The sequence below is a fragment of the Staphylococcus argenteus genome, assembly GCF_000236925.1.
Taxonomy (GTDB): Bacteria; Bacillota; Bacilli; order Staphylococcales; family Staphylococcaceae; genus Staphylococcus; species Staphylococcus argenteus.
The window spans coordinates 2,023,805-2,037,220 of sequence record NC_016941.1; the positions used below are offsets into that span (position 1 = coordinate 2,023,805).

14 protein-coding genes are annotated in these 13,416 nt (G+C 31.0%); 6 read left to right on the forward strand and 8 right to left on the reverse strand.

The window, feature by feature from the left end; translation table 11 throughout:
• The first annotated feature begins 174 nt into the window (after window positions 1-174).
• A complete protein-coding gene (locus SAMSHR1132_RS09860; protein ID WP_000522390.1) occupies window positions 175-801 on the forward strand; it encodes a nitroreductase family protein in 627 nt (208 codons plus the stop codon).
• Window positions 802-901: 100 nt separating this feature from the next.
• On the forward strand, window positions 902-1,687 hold the full coding sequence (locus SAMSHR1132_RS09865; RefSeq protein ID WP_000867961.1) for a carbon-nitrogen family hydrolase: 786 nt from the start codon (window positions 902-904) through the stop codon (window positions 1,685-1,687).
• Window positions 1,688-2,207: 520 nt separating this feature from the next.
• Here SAMSHR1132_RS09865 and hld read toward each other — a convergent pair.
• Window positions 2,208-2,288 carry a delta-hemolysin gene (gene hld, locus SAMSHR1132_RS14455; RefSeq protein ID WP_000046023.1) on the reverse strand — a complete coding sequence of 27 codons (81 nt, stop codon included), beginning with the start codon at window positions 2,286-2,288 and terminating at the stop codon, window positions 2,208-2,210.
• A 289-nt stretch (window positions 2,289-2,577) separates the two neighbouring features.
• Between hld and SAMSHR1132_RS09875 the strand changes: the two genes are divergently transcribed.
• From SAMSHR1132_RS09875 to agrA, 4 genes are read left to right on the forward strand one after another with little or no spacing between them, the layout of a single operon-like run.
• The gene (locus SAMSHR1132_RS09875) at window positions 2,578-3,141 is read left to right on the forward strand and encodes an accessory gene regulator AgrB (RefSeq protein ID WP_001105703.1); all 564 of its coding nucleotides are present in this window, start codon (window positions 2,578-2,580) and stop codon (window positions 3,139-3,141) included.
• A 1-nt stretch (window position 3,142) separates the two neighbouring features.
• Complete coding sequence (gene agrD / locus SAMSHR1132_RS09880; protein WP_001093930.1) at window positions 3,143-3,283, forward strand: cyclic lactone autoinducer peptide AgrD; 141 nt, start codon at window positions 3,143-3,145, stop codon at window positions 3,281-3,283.
• 24 nt (window positions 3,284-3,307) lie between these two features.
• On the forward strand, window positions 3,308-4,600 hold the full coding sequence (agrC, locus tag SAMSHR1132_RS09885; RefSeq protein WP_000420350.1) for a quorum-sensing sensor histidine kinase AgrC: 1,293 nt from the start codon (window positions 3,308-3,310) through the stop codon (window positions 4,598-4,600).
• 18 nt (window positions 4,601-4,618) lie between these two features.
• Window positions 4,619-5,335, forward strand: coding sequence for a quorum-sensing response regulator AgrA (agrA, locus tag SAMSHR1132_RS09890; RefSeq protein ID WP_000688486.1), 717 nt, complete (start codon window positions 4,619-4,621; stop codon window positions 5,333-5,335).
• A 352-nt stretch (window positions 5,336-5,687) separates the two neighbouring features.
• Here the strand turns inward: agrA and SAMSHR1132_RS09895 are convergent, their stop codons facing one another.
• The 7 genes from SAMSHR1132_RS09895 to SAMSHR1132_RS09925 form a co-directional block, all read right to left on the reverse strand.
• Window positions 5,688-6,647: a carbohydrate kinase family protein gene (locus tag SAMSHR1132_RS09895; protein ID WP_001253278.1), complete on the reverse strand. Its 960-nt coding sequence runs from the start codon at window positions 6,645-6,647 to the stop codon at window positions 5,688-5,690.
• On the reverse strand, window positions 6,644-8,128 hold the full coding sequence (locus SAMSHR1132_RS09900) for a sucrose-6-phosphate hydrolase (protein ID WP_000141408.1): 1,485 nt from the start codon (window positions 8,126-8,128) through the stop codon (window positions 6,644-6,646). The genes SAMSHR1132_RS09895 and SAMSHR1132_RS09900 overlap by 4 nt, the downstream gene beginning before the upstream one ends.
• 148 nt (window positions 8,129-8,276) lie before the next feature.
• Complete coding sequence (locus tag SAMSHR1132_RS09905; protein WP_000790316.1) at window positions 8,277-9,227, reverse strand: LacI family DNA-binding transcriptional regulator; 951 nt, start codon at window positions 9,225-9,227, stop codon at window positions 8,277-8,279.
• Window positions 9,228-9,397: 170 nt separating this feature from the next.
• On the reverse strand, window positions 9,398-10,648 hold the full coding sequence (locus SAMSHR1132_RS09910) for an ammonium transporter (RefSeq protein ID WP_001052255.1): 1,251 nt from the start codon (window positions 10,646-10,648) through the stop codon (window positions 9,398-9,400).
• Window positions 10,649-10,863: 215 nt separating this feature from the next.
• Window positions 10,864-11,088 (reverse strand): sulfurtransferase TusA family protein, encoded by a 225-nt coding sequence (locus SAMSHR1132_RS09915; protein WP_000638824.1) that lies wholly within the window; start codon window positions 11,086-11,088, stop codon window positions 10,864-10,866.
• Window positions 11,089-11,162: 74 nt separating this feature from the next.
• Complete coding sequence (locus SAMSHR1132_RS09920; RefSeq protein ID WP_000262215.1) at window positions 11,163-12,245, reverse strand: YeeE/YedE family protein; 1,083 nt, start codon at window positions 12,243-12,245, stop codon at window positions 11,163-11,165.
• Between the two features lie 298 nt (window positions 12,246-12,543).
• On the reverse strand, window positions 12,544-13,179 hold the full coding sequence (locus tag SAMSHR1132_RS09925) for a redox-sensing transcriptional repressor Rex (RefSeq protein ID WP_001283609.1): 636 nt from the start codon (window positions 13,177-13,179) through the stop codon (window positions 12,544-12,546).
• Window positions 13,180-13,416: the final 237 nt, after the last annotated feature.

Here is a 13,416-nt window from a genome sequence, read left to right on the forward strand (position 1 = left end):
TCATGTAAGTATTAATCTAAGTATAATAAATATGCGTTGAAAATGCATTTATATTTGAAATTTGAAAATGAATATTAATATTCTTGAAACTTTCGTAAATATTACTTTACAAGTTTAGGTATAAATTTTATACTTAGTTTGTTAAATATTCTTTACACAAAAGGAGCAATTATCATGGGTTTATTTAAAAAAGATAAAACAGCAATGACTTTTAATGATGCAATGGAAGAAAGACGTTCAATATATAATTTAAAAGAATCTATTTCAATTAGTGATGACGAATTAGAAGCAATTATTGCACATGCAGTTAAGCATGTTCCTTCATCATTTAATTCTCAATCAACAAGAATCGTATTACTTTTAAATGACAACAATAATAAATTTTGGGATAACACAAAAGCTATTTTAAAAGAAGTTATGGGTGAAGATCGAGATTTCAACCCTACTGAACAAAAAATAAATAATTTTAAACATTCATATGGCACTATTTTATTTTATGAAGATCAAGATGTTGTGAGTGGCTTACAAGAGCAAATGCCAAATTACTATGATAACTTTGCTATTTGGTCTACACAAACCAATGCAATGCACCAATACGCTATTTGGACTGCGTTAGCAACTAAAGGTATTGGCGCTTCTTTACAACACTATAATCCACTAGTTGATGAAATGGCAGCAAATGAATTTGATATTCCTAAAAACTGGAAGCTCTATGCACAAATGCCATTCGGTGATGTTCGCGAAGATGCCGGCGAGAAATCATTTCATCCTATCGAAGATCGTTTCATAATTAAGAAATAATATGTATATCTGCTGACAAATTAATTTTTTGTCAGCTTTTTTTGCGTTTCAATAAATCTTTTAGTAAGTTATAAGTAGGATTTATCAAGGATGTGACGTTATGAAAGTTCAAATTTATCAAGTACCAATCATTTTAGGAGATAGTCATAAAAATGAGATACAAATAACTCAATGGTTTGAGGAACATGTAAATGATGACATAGAGGTCGTTGTCTTACCTGAAATGTGGAACAATGGTTATGATTTAGAACACTTAAATGACAAAGCAGATAAAAATTTAGATAGAAGTTTTTCGTTTATTAAACAATTAGCTGAAAAATATGGTATTGATATCATAGCAGGTTCTGTTTCTAATATTAAAAATAATAAAATATATAATACCGCTTTTAGTGTAAATCGCAATGGCCAGCTAATTAATGAATATGACAAAATTCATTTGGTACCTATGTTAAGAGAACATGAATTTTTAACAGCTGGTGAAAATGTTGCAGAACCATTCCATTTATCTAATGGTACTTTAGTGACTCAGCTTATATGTTATGACTTGCGCTTTCCAGAATTATTAAGATATCCAGCACGTTGTGGGGCAAAAATTGCATTTTATGTTGCTCAATGGCCATTTTCTAGACTTAAACATTGGCAGTCCTTATTAAAGGCACGTGCCATTGAAAATAATATGTTTGTCGTTGGAACTAATAGCACAGGATTTGATGGCAATACCGAGTATGCTGGTCATTCAATGGTTATTAATCCAAACGGAGATATAATTGCGGAATTAACAACCAACTCGGATGTTTTAACTGTAGACTTAAATTTAGACGAAGTAGATCAACAACGAGAAAACATTCCAGTGTTTAAAAGTATTAACTTAAATCTATATAAGTAAGTTTCATTGATTTTAAAAATACTCATAATAATACTTAGGCTTATGAAGAACTACTTCATTAGTCTATTTTTATGTAAAGACCTCCATCATATCAAACAAATCTTCTTATCATTTTATATAATGATTTCTTGATAAAATGCTTTTATCCCCTCTTTTGTTGCAACAAAAAAAGGCCGCGAGCTTGGGAGGGGCTCACGACCATATACTTATTATTAAGGGAATGTTTTACAGTTATTTTTTCAATCTATTTTTGGGGATGTTATTAATTATGAAAAAAATTATATTTATCAAATAATGATAAATCGATGTTGTTTACGATAGCTTACATGCTAGAAATAATTATCTGTAATGATAATTAAGAAAAATACATAGCACTGAGTCCAAGGAAACTAACTCTATTAGCAAATGTTACTCACTTGCTAAATTTACATGGTTATTAAGTTGGGATGGCTTAATAACTCATACTTTTAGTACTATACGAAGATAACAAATTTACAATGAAAGTAATTAATTATTCGTCTTATTTTTTAGTGAATTTATTCACAGTGTCGATAATCCATTTTACTAAGTCACTGATTGTTGAAATGATATCTTGTGCCATTGAAATCACTCCTTCCTTAATTAAGATAAAAATTCTTAAAATTAAACAACTCATCAACTATTTTCCATCACATCTCTGTGATCTATTTACATTAAAACATGCAAAAAGCATTTGTTTTCGATTTTTTCTTAACTAGCCATTTTTTATTCTTAACTGTAAATTTTTTTATGTTAAAATATTAAATACAAATTACATTTAACAGTTAAGTATTTATTTTCGACAGTTAGGCAATATAATGATAAAAGATTGTACTAAATCGTATAATACGAGTGAGGAGAGTGGTGTAAAATTGAATTATTTTGATAATAAAATTGACCAGTTCGCCACGTATCTTCAAAAGAGAAATAACTTAGATCATATTCAATTTTTGCAAGTACGATTAGGGATGCAGGTCTTAGCTAAAAATATAGGCAAATTGATTGTTATGTATATCCTTGCTTATATTTTAGGCATTTTTATTTACACGTTAATCACAAATTTATCATTTTATTTAATAAGACGGCACGCACACGGTGCACACGCGCCTACTTCTTTTTGGTGTTATGTAGAGAGTATTATATTGTTTATATTTTTACCATTAGCAATAATAAATTTTCATATTAACCCGTTTATAATGATTATTTTGACTATTATTGCTATAGGTTTAATAATAAAATATGCTCCTGCAGCTACTAAAAAGAAACCCATTCCTGTTCGACTTATAAAGCGAAAAAAATATTATGCGACTATTGTTAGTTTAGTCTTTTTCATTATCACACTTATCATCAAAGAACCGTTTGCCCAATTTATTCAATTGGGTATCATAATTGAAGCCATTACATTATTACCCATTTTCTTTATTAGGAGGAATTAAAATGAATACTTTATTTAACTTATTATTTGAACTTATTACTGGGATTTTAAAAAACATTGGTAACATTGCAGCATACAGTACATGCGACTTTATAATGGATGAAGTTGAAGTACCAAAAGAATTAACTCAATTACACGAATAATTTAAATAGAGAGTGTGATAATAGGTGGAATTAATAAATAGTTATAGTTTTGTTTTATTCGTATTAACTCAAATGATATTAATGTTTACAATACCAGCTATTATTAGTGGAATCAAATATAGTAAATTTGATTATGTATGTATTGTAGCAATCTCGTCATTATCGTTATTTCTATTTAAAATGTTTGATAGCGCATCCCTTATAATATTAACTTCATTCATAATAATAATGTATTTCGTCAAAATCAAATGGTATTCTATTTTACTGATTATGACTTCACAAATAATTTTGTACTGTGCTAACTATATGTTTATAGTTATGTATGCCTATATTGGCAAAATTTCTGATAGTATATTTGTAATATTTCCAAGCTTTTTTGCTATTTATGTGACGATTAGTTTACTATTTTCTTATATTATAAATAGAGTATTAAAAAAAGTTAGCTCTTCTTATCTAGTTCTAAATAAAGGATTTTTAATAGTTATTTCGACCATCTTACTGCTTACTTTTTCTTTGTTTTTCTTTTATTCACAAATAAATTCAGATGAAGCAAAAGTAATAAGGCAGTATTCATTTATTTTTATTGGAATTACTATATTTTTAAGTATATTAACATTTGTTATTTCACAATTTCTTCTCAAAGAAATGAAATACAAACGAAACCAAGAAGAAATTGAAACATATTACGAATACACTTTAAAAATCGAAGCAATCAATAATGAAATGCGCAAGTTCCGTCATGATTATGTCAATATATTAACAACGCTTTCTGAATATATTTGCGAAGATGACATGCCTGGTTTGCGTGACTATTTCAATAAAAATATTGTGCCGATGAAGGATAACTTGCAAATGAATGCTATTAAATTAAATGGTATTGAGAATCTTAAAGTACGTGAGATTAAAGGGCTAATTACTGCCAAAATTTTACGTGCACAAGAAATGAATATTCCTATAAGTATAGAAATACCTGATGAAGTGACTCGCATTAATTTGAATATGATCGATTTAAGTCGCAGTATTGGTATTATTCTTGATAACGCAATTGAGGCATCAACAGAAATTGATGACCCTATCATTAGGGTAGCATTTATTGAAAGCGAAAATTCGGTAACGTTTATTGTTATGAATAAATGTGCTGATGATATACCACGTATTCATGAATTATTCCAAGAAAGTTTTTCTACTAAAGGTGAAGGTCGTGGTTTAGGTCTATCAACTTTAAAAGAAATTGCTGATAATGCGGATAATGTCTTGTTAGATACGATTATCGAAAATGGTTTCTTTATTCAAAAAGTTGAAATTATTAACAACTAGCCATAAGGATGTGAAAGAATGAAAATTTTCATTTGCGAAGACGATCCAAAACAAAGAGAAAACATGGTTACCATTATTAAAAATTATATAATGATAGAAGAAAAACCTATGGAAATTGCCCTCGCAACTGATGATCCTTATGAGGTGCTTGAGCAATCTAAAAATATGAATGATATAGGTTGTTACTTTTTAGATATTCAACTTTCAACAGACATTAATGGTATTAAATTAGGTAGTGAAATACGTAAGCATGACCCTGTTGGCAATATAATATTTGTTACTAGTCATAGTGAACTTACTTATTTAACATTTGTCTACAAAGTTGCAGCAATGGATTTTATTTTTAAAGATGATCCTGCTGAATTAAAAACACGAATTATAGATTGTCTAGAAACTGCACATACACGCTTACAATTATTATCAAAAGATAATAGCGTTGAAACGATAGAGTTAAAACGTGGCAGTAATTCAGTGTATGTTCAATACGATGATATTATGTTTTTCGAATCATCTACCAAATCGCATAGACTCATCGCCCATTTAGATAATCGTCAAATTGAATTTTATGGTAATTTAAAAGAATTGAGTCAATTAGATGATCGTTTTTTCAGATGTCATAATAGTTTTGTTGTCAATCGTCATAATATCGAATCCATTGATTCGAAAGAACGAATTGTCTATTTTAAAAATAAAGAACATTGTTATGCATCGGTAAGAAACGTTAAAAAAATATAATATGATAACTAAGTCAGTTAACGGCGTAAATCCTTTTGTGTATACTGTTTAACATTAACAGTGTAACTTTTCAACGCTTTGTATAGCTGGCTTTTTTATGTCTAATTTTAATTATCATTTCCACCAATCGTTCCGCCACTGCAAGTTACAAACATGTTCTTATTACACATAACTTATCAATTTCTTAATATCTGCACAATGCTTTACCTTGCGTTTTAACAAAATATTCTATATTTGACATCAACTTCTACTTTGAATCAATATTATATTCCCTATTTTTCAAATTAATCATAAAAAAGCAGTGTGAAACTATCTATTTCCTTAGTTTCTAACACTGCATAAAATATTAACATTATAATGAGTCTTCAACTTCTTGTATGTTAGGCAAACTGTTAATAGCACCATATTTCGTTGTCACCATTGCAGCAACACGATTACTAAATGATAAAATACCTTCACCTTCATTTTCAAAAAGATGGATTAAATCTAAAGTTGGAGACGCTAAAATTCGACTAATCACCGCACCAATAAAGGCATCTCCAGCTCCAGTTGTATCAACAGCATTTACTTTGTAACCAGCGTGATTAAATGTATTTCCATTTTTCAAATAGACAGCAGCACCATCTGAACCTTTTGTATAAATAACTACTTTGACGTTGCCTAAGAATAAAGATTGAATTGCTTCATTTTCATCATGTATACCTGTTATAAATTCTAATTCTTCATCAGAAACTTTTACTATATGTGCCAAAGGTAAAAATGAATGAATTGCATGCCTCAAATCTTCTGGGTTATCCCACAAAAGTAGCCTTACATTGGGATCAAAAACAACCGTGCCATTTGCATCTAATACTTTAGTAATTAATTTATGATGCGCATTTTTCATCGGACTTTCAACTAAATCCACAGAACAAAAATGTACTATATCATTTTCACTCACTTCAATATTATCCACATAACTCGGCTCAAATAGCATATCTGCAGATGGCTTTCGGTAGAATGAAAAGTCTCGTTCACCTGCTTCAGTTAGACTCACAAAAGCTAATGCCGTATTAGCTTCGTTCGTACGATAGACATGCTTTACATCCACACCTATTTTAGAAATTGTTTCAACAATACTATCTCCAAAAGCATCGTCACCTAACTGTGTAATTATATGTGCTTGCTGTCCTAACTTTTGAACAGCACATGCTACATTGCATGGGGCTCCACCAATTTGCTTCGTAAAGGTTTCAACATCTTTCAAATTGGCATTCGTCACATTTGGAATAAAATCAATTAACGCTTCACCTATTGCAAATAAACGTCTCATTCTTGATCATCCTTCAAATCATATTTAGTAAATTGTAAATAAACTTGTCCTGATTCTGTTGATGTTTTAATACCAACCGCATCGTCAGTTGGGAAAATTCGAGATGTTAATACACGTTCACCATCATTACAGAAAATTTCAATACTCGATGTATCAACATATATTTGTAATTGTTTCAATGGTGTATCTAACGTTGTGCTACGTGTCATACCTTCTACATTCGCTGGTAATAGACCACTATCACTTCGATCCAATGTAATTTTATTTTCGCGTTTATTATAAGAGATTAAAGTTGAAGTTGTTTTTGATGTACGTAGTTCGAAATATACTTCAGTTGCATCATTATCTAAAATATCAATAATTAGTTCATATTGCTTACCTTCATAAGGATGTAGCTTTCGTGTAAATTTATTTGCGTAGCCTAATGCTGTCTCTTTATTATGGCGTAACTTTTCTAATGCTGGATACGGACGTTGCATAAGTCGCCCATTTTCCACAGTTAATACTCGAGGAATAGTTAAACAATGAGCCCAACCTTCATTATCTGTAGGATATTCGATTTCCGGCAATCCCATCCATCCGATTAATACACGTTGCCCCTTTTCATCTAAAAATGTTTGAGGTGCATAAAAGTCAAAACCATTATCAAGTTCAACAAAATCTTCATGCTCAAAAGTTAAGTTTTCAATATCTAATTGACCTAACATATAACCACTTTGATAAATATTTTTAAATTGATCAGCTTGCGAATCAACACCTTGTGGACAAATAAGTATGACATCTTGACCATCGATATTAAAGTAATCTGGACACTCCCACATATATCCAAAATCATCTAATTCAGTTTTAATTTCACCTAAATAATGCCAGTTAATTATATCTTCAGTGCTATATAATAATAATCGACCTTGATGTTCAGTATTTTGTGCGCCAATGACTGCATAATACTTATCATCTTTTTTAAATACCTTCGGATCTCTAAAATGACTTGTATATCCTTCTGGTTGCTGATTAATTACAGGCTTTGGAAACTTTTCTACTGTTCCATCATCTTTCATACGTGCCATCATTTGACTCGAATGTCTTTGCCAATGGTTATCTCGATGATTCCCAGTATACATATAATATAAATGTCCGTTATATTCGAAAGCACTACCACTATACACACCATGACTATCATATTTTGAATCTGGATTTAATATAGGTCCTTCTGCTTTAAAAGTAACTAAATCATCACTTGTATAATTAAACCAATATTTTAACCCATGAACTGCACCTAACGGGAACCATTGATGTGACACATAATATTTTCCATTATAAAAAATAAGCCCATTCGGATCGTTCAATAATCCAGTTTCAGGTTGAATATGAAATTGTTGACGAAATTTAGATTGATCAACTTGTTGTTTTAAATTTTTGAAATATTCCGTATCAACGTCTTCGATACGTTGATAACGTTCTTCTCTAGTCCATTCGGTCATAATACTTGTCCAGTCCTCCTTTAACATTTATGATGCTAACAATTTATATTCTATTATAGCAAATTTTACTTACGTTCTTTAATTATTGCGCTATAATATTTCATACTTTGTGGTATCGGTTCCACCCTTATTTTAAAAAATACAGCGTCTAAATGCTAACATCTACAGTGACGCTATATGGCATATCTTTATTTTTTAGCATTTGTTGAATTTCTTCCATTGCGCATTGACCCGCTTCATAGTAGTTGTAATGAATTGTTTTAATCGTCGGAGATACTAACTGAGTCATAGGGTCTCCACCAAAACCATAAATTTGTTTCGGTTTCATGGCATCTTCTTTCCCAGAATAATATTTATAAGCTGCTAACGCAATCGTATCCGTCGCACCAACAATTGCATCTACTTGATTTACATTCTTTAATACTTGAGCAACATCTTGTTGTGCATCCTTATATGTGAAATTTGTTTCATGTACATTAGGTGTAATTTGATATTTAGCTAATTGATCAAGTAAACCACGTTTTCTATGTATACCGACTGCAATATCTTTTTCACTTACACTAAATACTTCAACTTGTCGATAATCTTGTTGCCCAATCCATTCACCAATGATTTGCCCTGCTTTGTAATCATCATGCACAATACTATGAAGCTGTTCATGCTGTTGTCCAACAATAACCGTTGGAACTTTCATTTTATTTATAACTTCAATATGCTTATTAGTAATATCTGTAGCCATTAAAACAATGCCATCTACTTTACTACGTGCTAATGTTTCAAGTGCTTGGATTTCTGCTTCAATGTTTAGTCCAGTATAATTTAAGATTAACTGAGATCCATATTTTTCACATTGTTTTGCTAACCCTTTGATTGTCTCATCTACAGCGTATGAATTCATTCTCGGTATGATTGCGCCAATAAGATGTGTTTGTCGGGCTCTTAAACTTTGTGCAAACTGATTCGGTTGATAGTCATGCTCAGCGATAATTTTTGTTAATTTTTCACTTGTTTTTTTACTGACAGATCCATTATTTAAAAACCTAGATACTGTACTTTTTGAAACACCTGCTAATTTGGCAATATCGGATATATTTTTCATAATTACTCACCTATCATTATTTATGACGCTTAGTTTATTTTAGCATATATGTAACCGCTTCAAATAACATTTCATCTCCTTTCTAAAAAATATTTAACAAAACAGAAAATGTCCTAACATCATTTTTCTAAACAGATGTCAGGACAATTTATTTTCTATGTATTTTTAATTTAATATCGAATATGTTTATTAAACCTATTTAGCTCGCCTTCAAAATAAGCATGCTCACCATGCACAATTTTATCTAATCCTATATTTGTTTCTTGCTCTGTCACAGACAACGGCGTAATCAATTTAATTACCTTCGCAATAATAAATGTCATAACTACGCTAAAAATTACTACTGCTGTAACACAAAGTATTTGCACTAACATAATATGAACATCACCTGTATAAATAAATCCATTATCAATATCCGGATTTGCTTTTTTACTTTGGAAAAATGCTGTTAATACTGCACCAATAATACCACCTACACCATGAATACCAAATGCATCTAACGCATCATGATATTTTAGTTTCACTTTTATATAATTAATGACGATATAACAACAAATACCACCAATTAATGCCATAATTGTTGCACTAAGATATGTTACATATCCAGCTGCAGGCGTAATGACAACAAGACCAGCCAGTGCACCTAGTAATAGCCCAAGTAAACTTGTAGTCTTTTTGAAAATATATTCTAAAATTAACCAACCTATAGCACCTGCGCTTGCAGCAATAACTGTGTTTGTAAATGCTAGCATTGCAATTTGATCAAATGTAAATGCACTACCTACATTAAATCCGTACCATCCAATCCACACAAAAATACCACCAATTAAGGTAATAATTAAATTATGAGGTGTAGATTCAGATTGTTTGTTACCTTTTCCAATCATAATTGCCAGTACCAAACCTGAAACACCTGATGTAATATGAACGACTGTACCACCAGCGAAATCTAATACGCCAAGTTTATTGATCCAACCGCCACCCCATACCCAGTGTGCTACCGGGCTATAAACAAGTGCTGTCCAAATAACTACAAATAATAGATACGGGATAAATTTCATTTTTTCAGCGATTGAACCTGATAAAATTGAGATTGCAATCGTACAAAACATCATTTGAAATAACATAAATAATGCCAGTGGTATATGTGGACTTATATCTTCTTGTGTAGCAAAACCTACATGATTAAGAAGTGTATATTGCCAATTTCCAAACCATAGGCTCCCATCTCCAAAACTAATAGTAAAACCAACTGTTATCCAAACAAATGTTACTAGAACAATTGCTGCCATACTTTGCATAACAGTATTAAGTGCATTTTTAGATTGAACTAATCCGCCATAAAACAAACTTAATCCTGGCGTCATTAACCAAACTAATAATGTACATAAAAACATAAATATTGTGTCGTTAAGATTCATACTTACCACTCCCTTGTTTTCATAATAATCTGATAATTTATAAAATGCAAAAATGCGTAAGATTATATGACATCTATTGAAATAAAATATGACACAACCTTTTTTTGTTAACACTTACTTATTCCTGATATTTCCATAATAAAAAGGCTATTTTCTCACTTTTAATATAGAGAAAATAGCCTTTTTAATGTTTGTGTTAGCAACAATAAATATCGTTATACTTTTTGAACTGTAATCGTCCAAGAAGCATTGTCAACTTGTTCGAAACTAGTTACGGGATATCCATTTTCTGCTGCCCAATTCGGTATAGCTTCAGTCGCTTGTGTACAGTCAAAATCAATTTTCAATTCATCTCCAGATGATAATGTCGCCATTTTCTTTTGTGCTTCAATCAATGGAAATGGACACACCATACCTACTGTACCTAATTCATATATCATAATTAACACTCCTCTTTTCAATTAAATTATTAAATGGATTTTTCCTACTTTCCTGTTCTTGAAATTCCTCACATTTATACTAGTTGTGTTTGTTGTTGCGCCTTATCAACTTGTTGTTGAACTTTCTTCATTGGACGAACAAACATAAAATGACTGATTGTCCATACGCCAGCAATCATCGCTGCTAGTGCAATCCATCCTTGCCAAGTCATCATGGCAGTTTCAACTAGACCATTACCTATGGAACATCCCCCTGCTACTGAAGCACCGAAGCCCATACATATACCACCTATAGCGCTGTTACGAATCGTCAACTTATCAGGCAAACGCCATTTAAATTCTTTTGATCCTTTAGCTGCAATGTAAGAACCTAAAAATATCCCTAAAACTAATAGGACACCCCAGTCAATAAATTTTGTTTCGCCGGTAATTAAAAAATGGACTAAATTTGCTGATGGCGTTGTAATTCCAAGCCCTGCATTCCTACCAGTCGATGTACTCATTGGCCATGCTAATAAAGCAATAAGTCCTATTGCGATTGCAGCTATAAATGGATGATATCGCTTTTCGAAAAGATAATGTCTGATACCTCTATATCGCTGCTTCAATTTAGGAATTGCTACTTTTGATTTTTTATTATTAAGTGTTCTAACTACAAGTACAGTAGTTATGATAGATAATGCTGCTACTAACACCCAAAAAGGTATTCCAGTCGTTTGAGATATATCACTATTCACATTCGTTGATTGATTAATTTGATACATTACTGGTTTCAAAATTCCTGTCTTAGTTATCGCAGCAGTAATAGCATACAAAATTAAAGCAATCCAACTTCCTATCAAACCTTCACCGGCACGATACCATGTACCAGTTGCACACCCGCCTGCTAGCACAATTCCAATCCCAAAAATAAATGAGCCGATAATCGTTCCTAATATAGGAAAACTGTGTGTAGGAATTTGTAAAACGCCAGTTGCCGTCAAAATTAAAAGTCCGACACTTTGAATAGTAATAGCTATTAATAATGCGTAAAACATTTTATTATTCTTTTGCACGTACATATCACGAAAACCACCTGTTAAACAAAATCTTGTACGTTGCATAACAAATCCTAAAAGTCCCCCGACTAATAAACCACTAACAATCATCCAAACCATTATAATACCACCTATTTCCGATAAGTTTAGTATGTATTATAGGCGATGATTTCCTCATTTTCAACCTTATACACAATATTTTTGCTATACAATAGAATATTATCTATCTGTAACCAATAGTGATTGTGTTGATTGTTTAACAATAAATTTACATGATTATTTTCTTGTATTAAGACATAACAATACATTAATTTACCACTAAAATTTCAGATTCAATAAGAAAAAGCCTGAGACTTTGTCCCAGACTTTAAAAATAATTTAAGATATAACAAGGTTAATCTTTAAAGCTACATCACATTTATTCACTGTAATTTTTCATAAAGAATAGTAATGACTGTAATTCTATACCTAAGTCGATTTGATGTACTTGCACATCTGAAGGTGTATTTATTCTGCCAGGCGTAAAGTTTAATATCCCTTTTACACCAGCTTGAACAAGTTCATCTGCTATTTTTTGAGCTACTCTCTCTGGTGTCGTTAAGATCACAACATCGATTTCTTCTTTCTTCAATGTCGCTATTAATTCATTATTATCTTTTACAATAACATTCCCTATTTTTTGGCCAATAATATCTTCTTTAATATCAAATGCTTCAGTAATAGTCATATCGTCATGAATTGAAAAGTTATATGTGAGTAATGCTTTCCCTAGGTTCCCGACTCCGACAATTGCGATTTTTATCATATCACTTTCGCTAAGTTCAGATTTAAAGAAATCTAATAAACTATCTATATTATATCCGTACCCTTTTTTACCTAATTCGCCAAAATATGAAAAATCACGACGAATTGTTGCCGAGTCAATTTGTAACGCATCGCTAATCGCTTTTGAATTTACACGATCTATACCTTTAGATTTTAATGAACTCACAAATCTATAATATAACGGTAAACGTTTTAAAGTTGCTCGAGGAATTTTAACTTGGTCACTCATTCGCTATTTCCTCCTTCGTGTTTGAATGAATTATATCTATGTATTCAAACGAGTTAGAGCGTAGTTGTTAGATTATTAAAAAACAAATAATTGATTACAATGAATACTTAAATATTATACATTATTGAATTTTAAAAATAAATATCTTAGTTTCATGACGGCGTTTTATACTGTAAAATGGTTATTAATGTAATGATTACGATTGAAATCGTAAACTAAAACTAATTGACGAAATAC